This window comes from Butyricimonas sp. Marseille-P2440 (assembly GCF_900091675.1).
GTDB classification, from domain to species: Bacteria; Bacteroidota; Bacteroidia; order Bacteroidales; family Marinifilaceae; genus Butyricimonas; species Butyricimonas synergistica.
This window is the reverse complement of the sequence record NZ_LT594608.1, coordinates 90,335-106,598: the sequence shown is the minus strand read 5'-3', so window position 1 is coordinate 106,598 and position 16,264 is coordinate 90,335. Positions and strand designations below refer to the sequence as shown.

At 39.9% G+C, this 16,264-nt stretch carries 21 protein-coding genes; 12 read left to right on the top strand and 9 right to left on the bottom strand.

Annotation, left to right across the window (positions count from 1 at the left end):
- Positions 1 to 10: 10 nt before the first annotated feature.
- The 8 genes from BN8899_RS04010 to BN8899_RS03970 all read right to left on the bottom strand — a co-directional run bounded on the left by BN8899_RS04010 (position 11) and on the right by BN8899_RS03970 (position 5,051).
- A complete protein-coding gene (locus tag BN8899_RS04010) occupies positions 11 to 448 on the bottom strand; it encodes a NinB/YbcN family protein (protein ID WP_065218414.1) in 438 nt (145 codons plus the stop codon).
- On the bottom strand, positions 445 to 1,344 hold the full coding sequence (locus BN8899_RS04005; RefSeq protein WP_187376767.1) for a recombinase RecT: 900 nt from the start codon (positions 1,342 to 1,344) through the stop codon (positions 445 to 447). The genes BN8899_RS04010 and BN8899_RS04005 overlap by 4 nt, the downstream gene beginning before the upstream one ends.
- A 1-nt stretch (position 1,345) precedes the next feature.
- Positions 1,346 to 2,326: a PD-(D/E)XK nuclease-like domain-containing protein gene (locus tag BN8899_RS04000; RefSeq protein ID WP_065218412.1), complete on the bottom strand. Its 981-nt coding sequence runs from the start codon at positions 2,324 to 2,326 to the stop codon at positions 1,346 to 1,348.
- Between the two features lie 540 nt (positions 2,327 to 2,866).
- Positions 2,867 to 3,883: a DUF7666 domain-containing protein gene (locus BN8899_RS03995; RefSeq protein WP_065218411.1), complete on the bottom strand. Its 1,017-nt coding sequence runs from the start codon at positions 3,881 to 3,883 to the stop codon at positions 2,867 to 2,869.
- A gap of 24 nt (positions 3,884 to 3,907) precedes the next feature.
- Positions 3,908 to 4,198 carry a hypothetical protein gene (locus BN8899_RS03990; RefSeq protein WP_065218410.1) on the bottom strand — a complete coding sequence of 97 codons (291 nt, stop codon included), beginning with the start codon at positions 4,196 to 4,198 and terminating at the stop codon, positions 3,908 to 3,910.
- Entirely contained in the window at positions 4,188 to 4,370 is a 183-nt protein-coding gene (locus BN8899_RS03985; protein ID WP_065218409.1) for a hypothetical protein, read from the bottom strand. Before BN8899_RS03985 ends, BN8899_RS03990 begins: the two co-directional genes overlap by 11 nt.
- Before the next feature lie 216 nt (positions 4,371 to 4,586).
- Positions 4,587 to 4,820 carry a hypothetical protein gene (locus BN8899_RS03975; protein ID WP_065218407.1) on the bottom strand — a complete coding sequence of 78 codons (234 nt, stop codon included), beginning with the start codon at positions 4,818 to 4,820 and terminating at the stop codon, positions 4,587 to 4,589.
- 27 nt (positions 4,821 to 4,847) lie between these two features.
- A complete protein-coding gene (locus BN8899_RS03970) occupies positions 4,848 to 5,051 on the bottom strand; it encodes a hypothetical protein (RefSeq protein ID WP_065218406.1) in 204 nt (67 codons plus the stop codon).
- 167 nt (positions 5,052 to 5,218) lie between these two features.
- On the opposite strand from BN8899_RS03970, the gene BN8899_RS03965 reads away from it, so the two are divergent.
- The 4 genes from BN8899_RS03965 (at position 5,219) to BN8899_RS03950 (ending at position 7,472) form a co-directional block, all read left to right on the top strand.
- A complete protein-coding gene (locus BN8899_RS03965) occupies positions 5,219 to 5,641 on the top strand; it encodes a helix-turn-helix domain-containing protein (RefSeq protein ID WP_148375263.1) in 423 nt (140 codons plus the stop codon).
- 26 nt (positions 5,642 to 5,667) lie between these two features.
- Positions 5,668 to 5,973: a hypothetical protein gene (locus tag BN8899_RS03960; protein ID WP_065218404.1), complete on the top strand. Its 306-nt coding sequence runs from the start codon at positions 5,668 to 5,670 to the stop codon at positions 5,971 to 5,973.
- A gap of 84 nt (positions 5,974 to 6,057) precedes the next feature.
- Positions 6,058 to 7,035 carry a hypothetical protein gene (locus BN8899_RS03955; protein WP_065218403.1) on the top strand — a complete coding sequence of 326 codons (978 nt, stop codon included), beginning with the start codon at positions 6,058 to 6,060 and terminating at the stop codon, positions 7,033 to 7,035.
- Between the two features lie 35 nt (positions 7,036 to 7,070).
- Entirely contained in the window at positions 7,071 to 7,472 is a 402-nt protein-coding gene (locus BN8899_RS03950) for a hypothetical protein (protein ID WP_065218402.1), read from the top strand.
- A 177-nt stretch (positions 7,473 to 7,649) separates the two neighbouring features.
- On the opposite strand, the gene BN8899_RS03945 is transcribed toward BN8899_RS03950, so the two are convergent.
- Positions 7,650 to 7,940: a hypothetical protein gene (locus BN8899_RS03945; protein ID WP_065218401.1), complete on the bottom strand. Its 291-nt coding sequence runs from the start codon at positions 7,938 to 7,940 to the stop codon at positions 7,650 to 7,652.
- 240 nt (positions 7,941 to 8,180) lie between these two features.
- On the opposite strand from BN8899_RS03945, the gene BN8899_RS03940 reads away from it, so the two are divergent.
- The 8 genes from BN8899_RS03940 to BN8899_RS03915 all read left to right on the top strand — a co-directional run bounded on the left by BN8899_RS03940 (position 8,181) and on the right by BN8899_RS03915 (position 16,260).
- The gene (locus tag BN8899_RS03940) at positions 8,181 to 8,474 is read left to right on the top strand and encodes a hypothetical protein (protein WP_065218400.1); all 294 of its coding nucleotides are present in this window, start codon (positions 8,181 to 8,183) and stop codon (positions 8,472 to 8,474) included.
- 36 nt (positions 8,475 to 8,510) lie between these two features.
- Positions 8,511 to 9,200: a hypothetical protein gene (locus BN8899_RS03935; protein WP_065218399.1), complete on the top strand. Its 690-nt coding sequence runs from the start codon at positions 8,511 to 8,513 to the stop codon at positions 9,198 to 9,200.
- A gap of 547 nt (positions 9,201 to 9,747) precedes the next feature.
- On the top strand, positions 9,748 to 10,290 hold the full coding sequence (locus BN8899_RS03930) for an RNA polymerase sigma-70 factor (RefSeq protein ID WP_187376765.1): 543 nt from the start codon (positions 9,748 to 9,750) through the stop codon (positions 10,288 to 10,290).
- Between the two features lie 38 nt (positions 10,291 to 10,328).
- Positions 10,329 to 10,484 carry a hypothetical protein gene (locus BN8899_RS20625; protein ID WP_157237423.1) on the top strand — a complete coding sequence of 52 codons (156 nt, stop codon included), beginning with the start codon at positions 10,329 to 10,331 and terminating at the stop codon, positions 10,482 to 10,484.
- A gap of 73 nt (positions 10,485 to 10,557) precedes the next feature.
- Positions 10,558 to 10,842: a S8/S53 family peptidase gene (locus BN8899_RS03925; RefSeq protein ID WP_065218397.1), complete on the top strand. Its 285-nt coding sequence runs from the start codon at positions 10,558 to 10,560 to the stop codon at positions 10,840 to 10,842.
- Between the two features lie 76 nt (positions 10,843 to 10,918).
- A complete protein-coding gene (locus BN8899_RS20620; RefSeq protein ID WP_157237422.1) occupies positions 10,919 to 11,059 on the top strand; it encodes a S8 family serine peptidase in 141 nt (46 codons plus the stop codon).
- 218 nt (positions 11,060 to 11,277) lie between these two features.
- A complete protein-coding gene (locus tag BN8899_RS03920; RefSeq protein ID WP_065218396.1) occupies positions 11,278 to 12,426 on the top strand; it encodes a FecR family protein in 1,149 nt (382 codons plus the stop codon).
- A gap of 93 nt (positions 12,427 to 12,519) precedes the next feature.
- The gene (locus BN8899_RS03915) at positions 12,520 to 16,260 is read left to right on the top strand and encodes a SusC/RagA family TonB-linked outer membrane protein (protein WP_065218395.1); all 3,741 of its coding nucleotides are present in this window, start codon (positions 12,520 to 12,522) and stop codon (positions 16,258 to 16,260) included.
- Positions 16,261 to 16,264: the final 4 nt, after the last annotated feature.

Sequence of the window (16,264 nt, the reverse complement as noted above, 5' to 3'; positions counted from 1 at the left end):
GGGATGGATTTCATAAGTATTCCTTGTGTCGTTCCAATTCATTCTCGATGTAATCTAAAAATTCTTGTTCGTTCGGCTCCGGGAGATATATTCCAGCTTCTGCTGAGGACCAGTTACGAAAACGCTGAATAGCCGTTGTCATCTCCCCTGTGTCTATATCACGTGAACTTTTCAACACTTGTATATTACCGAGGTAAGGGTCATTTTTCGAGATAATAAAAATTCGTGGATTGCAAAGTCTTTTAAAATATTGCTTTTTCACGAATTCCAGAGTGTTTCCTGTTTCAATAGCGAAGAATCCAAGAATCAGGTGCAAATACGAGTTTTGTTTTAATGTCCGTTTCTTTTTCTTTTCTACTATCTCGAATCTCGCTTCCCTATTACATAATTCATCAAGTCGTTTTTTCGCGCTTTCCCGGTCTTCTTTTTTCTTGCCGTTATAAATCATTCCACTATGCTAGCCTCTGTTACGTCATCCTCGTTAAAACGATCTCTAACGTTTGTTTCTTGCTGCTTTTTCCAGTCTTCAAACTCTTCCCGGTCATATTGCCCGTCAATTTCCATCGCCTTTAACACGGCATCAGATATGCCGGACTTCGGCAAAGATTTAAACGCCCTGTTTATTATCGTTTTCTTCGCCATTTCCTCGTAGTCCGTGTTCCAAGGTGTTTGTCCTCCGGATTTTGCCGATTCGCTTCTTTGCTTGATTTGATCTATGTCGTTTTTCGACATCACCCCGAAAACCTTTAACCCGTTCGGCATGGTGGCAATCCAGTAACCTCCTTGTACACCTCCACGGTCAGAAGCGAATACATCGGGAAAATGCGTGATCTCTTCTTTGCTACCTTTAACCACGTTAAAGGTATCTTTCTCGTAAACTAGATTGGCTTCAATCCATTTAACGATACCGGAACGGATAAGAATATCAACCTTGCCCATGTAAGAACTGCGGAAAGTTATTTTCCCTTTATACGGGATAAGATAACCAAGTCGCAATTCGGGATTAAGCGTCAAGCCTGTTAGAGCGACATTCTTTATCGCTTCAATAAGAAATTCCGGGTTGCTTTTAGCGCAATTTAATAGAAACTCGTTGTTCATCAACGCCTGCATAGAGAAGTTTACTTCCCTCGCGAATTGTTCTTTGCTGCCACCTGCCGCCAAAAATGCTTGCTTAGGCGCAAGAAAACAGGTCGCTAATCCAGCATCAACCAGTTTCTTTGGAATAGCGGGAAGATTTTCTTTTTTCGCTACCGGAGCCTCTTGCTTGTTTTCTACTTTAACTACCTTGTTATCCGATCCTTGTTCAAACGACATTTGTGCTTGTTGTTCTTTTGCTTGTGTCATGTTATTCATTGTAATAAGTTAATGATTTTTGCTTCTCGTACCCCGGGGGAGTGGGAACCATGATTCTTTTATTTTGGAATCCGGGTTGAATGAATACTTGTGCCCCGTCATACACGCTGGATGTCATGGCGTAAATATGTTGGTCTAACAATGCTTGAAACTTTAACGCTCCCGGACCTAACAACGTCATGTCGTCGTTCTCCTTGTAATTATAGGCGTACTCTTCTGCGCTTACTAGAACGGTATCATACGGGGCTTTTTTTTGTTGGAAAATCCAGTAGAATTCTTTCCATTGTCCTGTTCTTTCATGCTCGAAAAACTGATAGAAAGCAGCCGATATGTCGTACTTGAACTTCAAGATTGTTTTATTAATCGTGTCCTCGTGTAAATCATCAACTGATACTGTCTTCCAATCAACAATCTTGCGTTTTGTTTCTATATCAGGTCTATACTTGAATTTAGCGCCTTTGTACTCTATAAAATGGCTCACTTCTGCCTTGCCCCACCGGATTATTTGCCTAATACTGTGGGATGTTTCACGACAATTATTCAAGGCTTCGTTTATCATCACGTGAATAAGGTCTAAATCCGATTGAGAAACCAGCCTTTTGTCTGGATAAGCTGCCGTGAAGTCTTTTAACGCTTCCCTGTAAGCCGCCGTGTCGTACCCGTAAGGATTTCCCGTTCGTGGATTGATCGGGGGATTAAACACGATCACAGATCTCTCGAATTCTCTCGTGTCACCCGTATTCACGATGCTTGCCATGCAATCGTGGTACAGGCTGCCTTTCTCGCTCGCCTCCATACTAATCTCAAATTCTAACGGGTGTTCCCGCTTGTATTTAGCGAACTTGGGCGATACAAGGTAATCCTTTAGCTGAGTGGAAGACGCGTATTGTCTATACGGTTCCCCACGGTGATACAACTCGTTATCCAAATTGTACACCGTTTCAGGAACTTGTGTAGCAACTAAATCTTTCATATCTTTGTATCTGAATTAATTAATATTTGTCCCCGGCTCGCATCGAAGCGCACGACTGAATCGACCGGGGGATTAAACTGGTTAATCACTAAACGGGATAATTGATGTCACCATCACAACCCGTCGTTAACTGTATATTTTGACGATTCTCTATTACCATCATCCCGATAGTTAAAGAGACCCCTAATTATTTCAAAGAACCCAACCGCTGCTTTCAAGGAGGCGGTTTCTTTTTTTTAGTGGGAGCGGAGGGGCTCGAACCCTCGTGGGTGTGTGTATGTGTGCGAAAGTGTAGAAAAGAATGCTTCTCCAAGCTGTGCGCTCCCGTGTGCCGGGACTTCCACCCGGCTGTTTTTAATACAAACAAATAAAAGAACTACAGAACTTTGCTTAGAGTATTTATCGGCACTCTTACAAGTGTTTTACAGCCCCTCTGCTTTAACAGGGCAAAACCGTTGTTTTTATCCAAACTATTAATCGTGAACACTCCTTCGATATAGGAGCTCGTTACTTTGTCGCCTTTTTTCATATCTCTTAATTTTATTCGTTTACTTCCGTGAATACCCCGTTGACTAACTTGTAATAAGTGTCTTCTTTTATCTCGATACCATCAACTTTTTTGGTTACCACGTTTACAGGCACCCATTCTCCATTTTCATATTTATATTCGGCAAGTGTTATCCAAGAGCCAATTTTTGCCTTCGCTATCGAATTACACCCAGCACACATCACCACGCTATTTTTACCCGACGACCCGATCTTTGCGTAATCACCCGACGACCCGATCTTTGCGTAATCACCCGACGACCCGATTTTTGCGTAATCACCCGACGACCCGATCTTTGCATCATTACCCGACGACCCGATCTTTGCGTAATCACCCGACGACCCGATCTGTACATTATAACCCGACGACCCGATTTTTGCGTAATCACCCGACGACCCGATCTTTGCGTAATCACCCGACGACCCGATTTTTGCGTAATCACCCGACGACCCGATCTTTGCGTAATCACCCGACGACCCGATCTTTGCATCATCACCCGACGACCCGATCTTTGCGTAATCACCCGACGACCCGATCTTTGCGTAATCACCCGACGACCCGATCTTTGCATCATTACCCGACGACCCGATCTTTGCATCATTACCCGACGACCCGATTTTTGCGTAATCACCCGACGACCCGATCTTTGCATCATTACCCGACGATTTTTCTAACTCCTCTATATCATTTTTCGAGAATATAGTTTGTTCCTTCAACCATTCTATCCCCATTTTGAATAATCCAATAAATCCGATTTCGGCGTTTATTTTTATACGCTTGCCGCAGATTTTAGAATCATTATATTTTTTGTCGTTTGATACCTCGTCAAGTTCTATTTCGCAATATCTGTTATCTATATCTTTATAATAGTTAAGTACATCAAGAGGGTTAATACAGGCGTGGAAACCTTTTTCACATAACACCGCCTCTTTTTCCTCGTATTCCTTGCCTTCCTCGAACTGAAATCCTCTACATGTAAAATCTTTTTTAAAACCTTTGTACGCTTTCATGTTTATATTAGTATTAAGAAGTTTCTAAAAATTCGCCCTTTCGAGTATCGCTACTTTGTCCGGGCTAACCTTACATAAATCATTGCTTGTCAGGAAATGTTTAATCTCTTCCTCTATCCCGTCCCCGTGCTCTTCTATAGCCTTCAAGCATTCGTTGCAGAAAACCAAACCGTGTATAACCTCGCAATCTTCATCATTCACCATCTCCTCGCAGAATACGCACTTGTCTTGCAAGGGGAGATCGCTTGCTCCCGAGTTACCATGCCAAGGGCAATATGGATGGCTTTCCGATCCGAAAGGGGCGTTATAACTCATTCGCTTTCTCTTTTTTCCACTCCTTGTATATTTCTTCCCACATGGGAATTGCCACGATCAAGCAAATTACAAACATTGCAAACTGATGAGTTTTCCCTAATAATCCTGCAAATAAAGCAGCGATTCCCAAGCAGGATAGAAGAGCCGCTAGTGTGATTCCAAATTTTTTCATGGCTTTTGAATAAATTGTTCATTAACTATTACATCTACTGCATCCATGTATTGCTCGTCTGTCAAGTTGTATTTTACCTTTAGCCGATCAGCAATACATTCGACGTACTTTTGTACTTTAGTCATGCCTATCAAATAAGCTGTCTTGAACTCCCTGAATGATTTGTCTTTAACGGGAATGCCCTCTTTATCGAAATTTATAGTCATGCTACTTTAATTAAATTCCAACGTGCTTGTACTCTTCTTGCTCCTCCCTGAATGCCTCCATGAATCGTTGCAATTCTTGCAACGAGTAAAAAACCTTTTTACCGATCACTCTTCTAGTAAGACCTAGTTTCCTCCATTCTTCAAGCGTGTCATCACTAACACGCAATGTTTCTTTTATAGCCTCTCTCGGGACGTACCCGATTTCGTCAGCTTTTATTATCCTGGGGTTGCGTTTGATTGCCATGATCGTGTTATTTTATAGGTTTTTCAATCATCTTATTCGTGAAACAATAATTCCACTATCTCTCTGTGATGACGTTGCCTCGAAAGAGTAACCTTTCTTGTTCAGCTTGCTCACGGTTCTCCTGATATGCTCCGGGGAATAATCAACGTATTTTACAAGTACATTTTTCCCCATTTCAACATTTAGAAGCTGGTCTTCTAAAGTTTTCGGTTTCGTGATTGTTTTTCCCATAATTACTTTTTATATTTGAACATTATTTAATTTTATGATATTGTGTCGGTCACTGTGTCATGATTTCGAATACAAATATATAGTGAAATTGCACTATGTCAAAATTAAACACAAATATTTTAGTGAAATAGCGATAATTTATAATGAATAAAAATAATAATACCAATATGAATGTAAATGAAAGAATAAAATGTATTGTAGATGAGTGTTTTGATGGAAATGTGAGTGCATTTGCAAGAGCAATCGATATAAGTCAATCGACATTAAAAGATATTGTTGGAGGAAGGTTTAGTAAGCCGGGATATGATGTTCTTGAAAAAATACTTAGTGCAGAATCGCTATTTATTTCTCCTGATTGGTTGATGAAAGGTAAAGGGGATATGATAATTCAAAACGTCAACCAAACAAACGAACACGGGGATAATATCAACACGGCAAGCGGGAATATCTCCGTGAATAAAACGAATGACGAAAACATCAAGGCGTTAAAGGATCGAATAGATGAACTAATTCAAGAGAGGGATGAGTATAAAGACAAGGTGATAGCATTGCAGGAAAAGATAATCGAAATAATGTCAGAGAAAAACTAGAAGATAAATAATTTAAATTAATAATTATGGATGGATTAATAATTTTCACTGGAATTGTAATAACCGTTTTCGGTATTTTACAAATCATTCTATTTTTTAAAATCTGGGGCATGACAAATGACGTCAAACAAATTAAAAACAAATATTTGTCGGAAAAAAGAAATATAACACAAAAAGCGATCGCAAACTTCTCTGTCGGCAGTATTGTCACCGAAAGAAAGACTGGACGAAAGGTTTCTATATCCGAAATAAATCCTGATGGCACATACAAATGCTATGCGGATGGGGGGATTTGTATTGGAAATCTAAAAGAAGAAGAACTTAGTTATTAAATACTCTCAACACAAAAGCTAATATGAAATTCAATAAAATACATTAATATAGAAACAGGGGAAATAATCGAAAAATAATGATATATGAAAAATCTATTGTACTTATTTTTAATTGGGATTCTTTTCTCTTGCGGAGGTGCGGGAGAAGAAGAATTGAATCCAGAGGAACCGGATGTAAATGGTGAGCCGAAAGAATATATTGTTTCTCTTGGGATGACAGGGGAAATAGAAATTAGCGAATCTCCGTTATTAGGGCGTGCATCTTCGGATGATTTGTACGGGATTCAAGTGTACTCAAAAACCAAAACTACTGATTATTCTGCTTATGCATATGGATTATTTAATGACAAATCAAAAATAAAAATAAAACTACTTGATGGGTATCAATACCATTTTGTTGTATCAATGATTGTGGATGGAGTAAATAAAGTATCTCATTTAAATGATAGTTATAAACTACCATTCTTGGGAGGAAAATTATGTAATGAATTTATATATAGTAACGAAGAATTTATAACCGGCATAAGTTCTGGAACATCCTCACTACCTCCATCAGGTATTGAATATGGATTGCCGAATTTAGATCGATATTATGGAGAAGTTACAGATTATACACCAATAGAAAACGGTAAAATATCCGTAGATATGAAACGTGTTGTTTTTGGTGCAAAATTTATTGCAGAAGGATTGACGAACGGAAAATTAAAAATAAAACTACTCGGTTCACCTGAATTGTATATTGAACATGGGGTCAATACTGAAGTCGAAGAGATTTTCACTTTGGGTAATCACCAAAGTATCCAATGGACGTCTGATACATATACAGAAGTATGCACGTTGTCTGTTTCATGGGAGAAAGCAGACGGGGCGATTGTTCCTTTGGTTAGTCAAGACATCACATTTAAACGCAAAACTCTTACAACAATAACCATTAAAGTGAAAGACTCTTCCGTGAACAATGGAGTTGAAATAAGCCAAGAAGGCGGCGATTTGATTGCCGGCGACAATATCACCATTGAAAGCGGAACCGGGGTTGATAATCCAGTTGAGCCTGATATTTAGAAATACTGGATATATGAATGATAAGAGATAATTGTATGATAAAACCCGCTCACAAGGATGAAGTATTGAATTATATCGTGGCTGCGAAGTCAAGGGCTGTGGATCTGATATATGACGATATTTTCCCGAATAAAGATATTACAAGTTGGGAATTTGCTCTCGTTGTCAAACAAATGAAAAGTATGGGGTTGCTTTCTTCTGTAATTGATTGTGGAGGCGGGGTGGTGGATGTTTGTGTTACGGCTGATTTGTTTGACTATTTTTCCCATGGAGGATTCACGGTTCAAGAAGAAATTCTTCGTGCGAATCTTGAAAAGTTGGGAAACGAACTTGAGTGGCTTAGCAAACAATTAAATCCTTCTTTTACGGAGAAGGCTAAAGAGTTCGCAGAACTTGCAACTTCTATCGCAAGTGTCCTCAAATTGATTACCGGTTAAACGTGAAATGAAATTAAAAATAAAATCATTTTTATCATGAATGAAATCGCTATTACAAGAGTCTTTATAAACAATATCTCCATTAATCGTGACAGTTCTTTCCCGGAAGCCTTCTCCCGATTTGGATATTGTTATTTCAATTTTGGATAAAATTTTGTTTTCCATGGCAAGTAATATTTAGCGTGAAGCGTTCTTTATTTTTCGCATTAGTTCTTTTTGGTCGAAATAATAGTCAATAATTTCACGAGCTTGCTCTGGAGAAAGATTGAATTTCTTTTGCAATTTCTCGGTTTTTGACATTCTATCCTTAGAACACTTGAACGCTTTAAGAAGCGTAAGATTGATGAAAAGAAAATAAGTATCGTCTTGAATCGGAGTTCCATCAGGGTTAAAATGTATTGTGTATCTTTTCCTTGGGAATAGTTTACTGATGATTGATGAAAATGTAATTGCTATTGATTTAAACATGATGTGGAGTTTAAGTTATTAACAATACAAATATATAATTTATTTAGAACAAATAAAAATACATGGCAATGAGGTAGAAACGTAAATATAGATGTAACAATTAGCTTATTTTATATGTATAATTACGGGGTACGGTAGTTACATGGCAGGAGGTAGAATATGTATATAAAGAGAATCGAAGAATATTAACCATTAACAATCGGCGTTATGAATGAATTATAGAAGTAATTAATCATCAACATGGATCACCTATCTCCGGAACGAAATATTGTACAGAATAATACTACCGGGGATAACGTTTTTTCCCAAAATGGAAATGTTTACATTGACAGGAGCGTGCATATTTCTTTCTCGGGAAAAGAATGTGAACAGATAAGATCCTTGTTGGGTAATAATAATGATAATTACGTGCGTGAATTAGAAGAAGAAAACAAGAAATTATTGGAGGATAACAAAAGATTGACAGATATGGTACTGGAATTGCAAAGGCAGTTGATCGAGTGTTTGAGTTCTGGAAATTTGTTTGAAAAATAGTTGGGAATATTTATAGTTAAATAAAAAATGTAGTATATGTTTTTGATATTTTTTGTAATAGGTATATTGCTTACTGTAATCATTACGGTTATGGTTAAGAATGCGGAGTACAAACAACAAGAAAAAAAAGAGCAGGAAGAATTAAAAAAAATAAATTGCGAATACGAGAACAGAAAAAATACAATAGATAATAGGAAAAAAGATCGAATTGCTAAATATGGTTCATTTTCGTATGAAAAGTGTATTACTTTGGATATTATCACTTTATTTTTTGAAGTATATGAAGAAAAATCTATCTTGATCATTGGTCGAATGTATAACGATGAACCTTTTAAGGAGATTATCAATGTGTTATCTTTTAAAGATATAATTGATGCTAAAATTATGGAACAAGGAAGAGTTATTAATTCAACATCTACGTTATGTGGGGACATAAAATCTAATACAGGTAGCATGATAGGTAGAGCTGTTGTGGGTGGAGTTGTAGCTGGTGGCGTAGGAGCTATAATAGGGGGTACGACAGGTAATAAATCAACTAATACTTATTGTAACACTAAAACGCATGAAATCGTCAATTATAAATTAACCATAACTATGAATGACCTAAAGAATCCTATCGTATCGATAGATTTCGATAACCAAAGAATCAATTTCATGCAAAATTTATATTCGGTATTACAGGTGATAATAAATAGAAATAAAGAACAAGCCGTGCTATCAAAATAATATTATTTAGTAAATCATGAATCAACTCGAATTAATACAAAGCAAGATTCACGAGATCCGGGGGGGCAAATGGTGATACTATATTTTGACCTTGCAGGTTACCCGTGATGAGCTTTCAAGATGTCAATTTGGCATCTTGAACCGTGCTACCCGAATGATACCATTCTTGTGTAGAACGAAAATGAATAAATGGTAAAATGAATTTATTTTGATTTCAGGTGTTCGCGTGCAAAATGCGTGCAAATTTTTTAGAAGTGTCTTGTAAATAATTGAAATACAATACTACAATTACGCCTGGAAAGCGTGTAATCCTCTAAAGGGATTCCGGGGTTCGAATCCCCGTCTTTCCGCTGAAAATGAGAAAAATGAGAGCCGGACAAGAATCTGGCTTTCTTTTTCTTTTGGGGAATTCGAACGAAGATGGGGGGGGAAACTTTTGTTTCTATATTTTTCTTACTTTTGAACTGCTATTATTGTTACTTTAAGTGGCTTGAGAGTCTGATTTAAATGTTTTGCGAAGATGATGATTGCGGAAAAAATACTTCATATGTTTACTGAAACTGAGGAGGAGGCGTTTCGGTTGTTGTACGATACGTATTACAAGACGTTGGTGCTTTTCGCAAATCAGGTAGTGAATGATAAGGAGGTTGCAAAAGATATCGTGCAAGATTATTTTGTGAAATTCTGGATATCTAAACCTTATAAGACGTTGAAATTCGGTTTGGATAAGTATATCTTTCAGGCTGTTAAATTTTCCGCACTAACCTATCTGAAGGAATTGCGGCGAAAAGAGGATTGTTTTCAATCTTTTTCCCATGAAATGGGTGATGAAAAAGATATGATACAGTTAGAAGGGCAAGTGGATATTATTAAGGTCGTTTATCAAATAATTGATTTGTTGCCCGAGGAGCGCCGTCAAGTATTTATGATGGTTTTCGTCGATGGCATGTCTTACCAAGAGGTGGCGGATCGGTTAGCAATCTCTAAAAACACGGTGAAAACCCAATTGGCACGAGCTTTAAAATTTCTTCGTAAGGAAATGAAAGATAATGATATACCATTCCTTTTTGTTTTTTTGATAAGAAAATAAATTCTTGCTTGTCACCCTTTTAGCTACTTTTTATATGGATGGTTGTTTGTCGTTTATATAGGGCTTACGACTACTTGAAGGGGCGGACTCCCAAGGCAAAAATGGTTGTGGCGATTATTGATGCCGATGGGGATGTTATGCACAAGGATTTGAAGAATAGCCCGATGGACGGAATATGGATGCAACCGATGTGATGGATTGGGAGTTTTATTCTTTGGGGGATGATGTGAATAGTTTGAAGGTACGTAGTTACGGAAACAATACATTGTGTTATGGCAGTTTGATGCACGGGACACATGTTGGCGGTATCATGGGGCGGTGCTGACGGATGAATCGGGGGCATGCGGAATCACAGATGTGGAATTGATGTTCGAGCATATTCTGGGAGCAAAAGGGGACGAGTTGGACGAGGAGGAGGTATCGGCTATATGTTACGCTGTGGACAATGAGGCTCGTGTGATAAACATGAGTTTTAACAATTTTTTTCTCCGAACAAGAAGTTGGTGGATAAGGCTATGCGCTATGCCGAGGAAAAGGGGGCGGCGCTTGTGAATTCTGCCGGGATAGCGGTTGCCCGATAGATAAGTATCCTTGTTACCCGAATAAATTTATCGGAAAGAAGCGGGCGTTGCGGAATTTCATTTGTGTCGGTTCGCTGGGACCTAGCGGGGATGTTTCCCGTTTCAGCGATTATGGAAAAGTTAACGTGGATATTTTTGCTCCCGGGGAGAATATTTATTCCACGGTGTTGGATAATAAATACCAGTGAAGTCCCCGGTCGTGAATTTCGAAGAGTTATGTGGCTCAGGTGGAGTGCTGAATGCCTTGAATGCCGTAAAGTTGGCAGAAAAAATGCAAGGGATGTTGAAGAGTAAACGATGATGTCAGATTGATATTTCTAAGGTAAGATTATTTTTTTTGAAAAAATGTGGTGTCGGCTGTCACCCTTTGGCCTTTTTTTTTAGATTATAATAAAAAAGACGGTTCATGAGAGAGATTGAAGATATATTAATTGACTATTTTGAAGGCGAGGAATTGTCTGAAAATGATTCTTTGGAGCTTGAAACGTGGTTTGGGCAAAAGAAGGGTGTAGAGCTTGTCCGCGTGTTGGAAAGCATGCGGGGAGGGAAAGCATTGCGGGAGGAATTGGAGTGGGATGCTGAGGCGGGGATGGAAATGATCAAGCGTAAGCTGAAAAAGACGAGGCGTCGTCGTTTGTTATGGTATGGCGGGGTGGCGGCTGCCGTGTTGTTTCTCTTGTGTGGTTTGGCGTTTTTGTTCGAGGAGCCTGTAGTGAATAGAAGCGAATTAGCGGGATCCGAGGTTTCTAAATGCTGTACATTGGTGAAGCTGAAATTGGATAACGGGGAAGTGCTCCCGTTACGCGGGGGGCAGGTAGGAGAAGTGCTCGTGAAAGACAGTTGTGTGCGTATCGAAAATGATAACAATACATTGATTTGCACGAACGAGGGGGTTAGGGAGAAGATTGGGTTTAACACCATTTCGGTTCCTGTGGGGGCAGAGTACCGAGTGGTTTTGCCTGACGGGACAAAAGTTTATCTGAATGCTGATTCGGAGCTCCGTTTTCCGGAGATGTTTTCGGGGGAAACCCGGGAAGTGTTTTTGAAAGGGGAAGGTTATTTCGAGGTGGCGAAGGATTCGACCAAGCGATTTATCGTTCATGCTTTAAATATGGATGCGACGGTGTTGGGTACTGCTTTTAATATCAAGGCTTACCCGGAACAAGACGAGGTGATCGCAACCTTGGAGGAAGGACGTTTGCAAGTGGATTGCGAAGGTAGTGAGGGGTACGATTTGAGGGCGGGGGATCAGGTCGTGTTTAGCAAGTTGAGGGGGAACGCTGTAAAGAAGCAGGTAACGACGTTTTACTACACTTCATGGAAAGACGGTTTTTACTGCTTTAACGGGGAGAATTTGGAATCGATTATGGCGGTTTTAGCCAAGTGGTATGGCTTGGAGGTGTTTTACATGGGTGAAAATTTGAAGAAGAATAAATTTTCCGGGCGGTTGAAACGATATGATGATTTCCTCTATTTATTGGACAAGTTCGAGGAAACTGGAAATGTTGAATTCATAGTAAAAGATAAAGTGATAACGATAAAAGAAAAAAAATAGGTTGGAAATGTGAGTTCCCAACCTGTAATTCATATACTTTCCTGATTTTGGACAGTCGAAAAGTATATTTTTTATTTACTAACAAACAAAAGTATGGGAAAAAATCGAATGAAAGTCAATCTAGTGCGATTGATTCTGTATCGTAAGATGTTAATGAGTATGAAATTACTGAGTGTGTTGATGTTAGGTTTTTGTATGACGGTTCATGCAGAAATCTTGTCACAAGAGGCAAAGATCTCTTTACATGTAGAAGAGGCTTCTTTGAATGATGTGTTACAAGAAGTGAGTAAGCAAGTTGCTTGCGATTTTCTTTATGACTTGAATTTAATGGAAGGGAAAGTCGTAAAGAATTTGGACGTGAAGAACAAGGAGTTCTTGATTTTTCTGAACGATTTGTTACCTCGTTACGGCTTGATGTATTCTTATGACAATAATATTGTTGTCATCAAGGTGAAGGAGGAACCCAAGGAGGAGGAAAAGAAGATGATTATCATCAAGGGAAAGGTCACGGATGAGAAAAAAGTTCCGCTTCCCGGAGTGACGGTTGTGTTGAAGGGCTCAAGCCGTGGAACAGCAACGGACATGGAGGGGAGATATACTCTGCCCGTGCCGAAAGCGGATGTTATCGAATTGATGTTTTCTTTCTTGGGAATGGAAACGCAGACCGTGAGGTACACGGGTAAGGATTCGATCAACGTGGTATTGAAAGAGTCAGTGAACCAGTTGGATGAGGTTGTCGTGGTGAACACTGGGTACGAGCAGGTGGACAAGCGTAAATTGACGAGTGCTATTACTTCTATTAAGGCAGACGATATTCGGGTTCCCGGGTTGAACACGATTGATATGATGTTGGAAGGACACGTGCCGGGTATGATGTTCCTGCAGAATTCCGGACAGTTAGGTGCCGCACCGCGGTTAAGAATCCGGGGAACTTCCACGCTGTTGGGAAATCAGGAACCGTTGTGGGTGGTTGACGGTATCATCCGTACAGATCCTGTGAACGTGGATCCTAAAGATTTGAACGATTTGGATTTCGTGAATTTATTGGGTAACGCGATTTCAGGGTTGGACCCGGAGAGTATCGAACAGATCGACGTGTTGAAGGATGCTTCGGCTACTGCTATTTACGGGGCTCGTGCTGCCAATGGAGTGATTGTGATCACAACGAAAAAAGGTCGGCAAGGTCCCCCGTCGGTATCTTATTCTTTGTCGGGAACTTTTGCAAGACGTCCGCATTATGGTGACCGGACCGTGTATATGATGAATTCCAAAGAGCGAATTGCTTATAGCCGGGAGTTGGATGCGGCTATGGTGAAGTATCCTTCTTTCAATAGTTGGGTTGGGTATGAAGGTGTGATGAGGGATTATTATCAGAATCGCATCGATTTCGACGAGATGAACAGGCAGATCGGTTATCTGGAACAATTGAACACGGATTGGTTCGGTTTATTGGGACAGAATTCTTTCTCACACAAGCACACGATCGGTATATCCGGTGGTGGTGAAAACATGACCTATTATGCTTCTATCGGTTACAACGATGCTAAAGGAACCACGAAACGGGAGGGGAATAAAACCTATACGGCTAACATGAGTTTAGCGGCTCATTTTAATCGGTTCTCAGTTCAGGCAGGCATGGACGCTAGCGTATTGGAAAGGGAATATACGCCTACCGCGGTGAACGTGATGAATTATGCTTACCACACGAGCCGTGCGGTACCAGCCACGAATCCGGACGGTTCTTATTGGTTTTATAAAAAAGGTAACTATGCTGGTTCTTATTATAATATTTTGAACGAGGTGGAAAACAGTTCGTACGATATCAATCAATATTCGTTTAATTTTAACACGACTGTAGGGTATCAGATTATCGATCCTTTGAAGTTGACTGCAACGTTGGCTTATGGTTTCTCGAATTCTAATCAAGAAACTTGGTATGGTGAAAATTCCTATTATATAGGAGTGTTGCGTCAGGAAACAGAGGGTATAACCGATAAGGAACTGCTGGCGCAGACTAATTATTGCCCGATGGGTGGTGAAATTTCGAAGCAAAGCGATCAAAAACACAACTATATGTTGCGTTTGCAGTTAGGGTATACTCAAACTTTTAAAGAGGACCACAATTTGAGTGCAATGGCGGGATTTGAAGTTTCTTCGTCCGAATCGGATCAATTCAAACATATTCAGCGAGGATATATGCGTGATCGAGGAGGTGTTGTCGCTCAAATTGATAATATAGAAAAATATTCCGCTTTTGTAAGATGGATGAATAATAATCCTTCCACTCGTAGGGTGTCGAAAACGAATTTGTTGTCCGGATACGGAAGTGTGTCTTATGCGTATAAAATGTGGTATGTGTTGAATGCCAATATTCGTTTCGACCAATCCAACCAATTCGGTAGCAGGGCTAACGAAAAGCTTGCCCCGATCTGGTCATTCTCCGGTCGATGGAATGCTAAAGAACATATTTTGGAAGGAGCGAATTGGATTAATGAGCTTTCTCTTTTGGCTTCTTATGGTTATCAAGGAAATATGTTGGACTCGGAGAGTTCAAGACTGGTAGTTTCGAAAGGGGGAGAGACCAATGCTGCGGGTGAACTTTATTCAACAATCGTGACCTATCCGAATCCCGATTTGAAGTGGGAAAAAACCTCTTCAACCAACGTGTCGTTGACATTTTCGCTCTTCAACAAGAAATTGAACGGTACGGTGTCTTATTTCTATAAAAAGACCAAAGATGCCTTCCTGTCGAAGACGATTTCAACCGTCAACGGACGTTCGTCATACACGATGAATAAAGGAACCGTGGAGAACAAGGGTACGGAAATTTCCTTGAAAATTGTGCCGCTTGATTTCCGTTCATCCGGAAACGTTCGGGGATTTCATTGGTCGATAGATCCTCAGCTCGGATCGGTGTTGAATCAATTGATTAACAAAAAGAAAGTAAAAGACAATACCTTACAGAATACGCCGACTTACGATAAATATTTGAATGGAAGCGTGCTTATCGTGGGGCGTCCGGTGAATACGTTTTATTCTTATCGTTTTGCTGGTCTGAGTGGTCAGGATGGGCGTCCGATGTTCTATAATACCGGATCGATGATAGGAGGTGAAGGTCGTTATGTGGATGCTAATGGTATGCCCTTGTTTGACGTTAATGGAGAAACGAAAGGTGCGGTGGATTTACGTGAAAAGTATCGTAATATGGATCCGGAGGAAGTGTTTATGGAAGTGATGGAACATTCCGGAACTCGCGTACCGACTATTCAAGGTGGAATCAGTAATACCTTCTCTTACAAAGGGGGCACGTTATCATTTAACTTGGCGTATAGCTTGGGGGCGAAGGTGCGTTTGTTGCAAATGTATCCTAACATGAATGATGTAAGCGGAACTATAGCTCCTGTTCCAACCGAGAATGTTCGAAAAGAATTCACGAATCGTTGGCGTCAGCCCGGTGACGAGAGGTTCACGAATATTCCCGGGGTGATATCCGGGGTGGCCTTTACCACATCGACAAAAAATCCGTGGTGTGATAATAATGATTACAAGTTCGCGGAGAATATCTGGGAAATGTATGACAACTCGAATATTCGGGTGGCAAGCGGAAATTTCCTGAAGATGCAATCGCTTTCTTTGCGTTACCAGTTTACGGATGCGTTTTGTCGGAAATTATTTATGAAATCGGCTTATGTCGGCTTTGCTTGTACGAATCTGTTTATGATTTGTGACAAGAAATTGAAAGGACAGGATCCTGCCACACAGTCGGGAAGTGCTCCTCAGTTGAATATGTCATTGCGTCCGACGTTTTCGTTTAATTTGAATGTTTCATTTTAGTTGA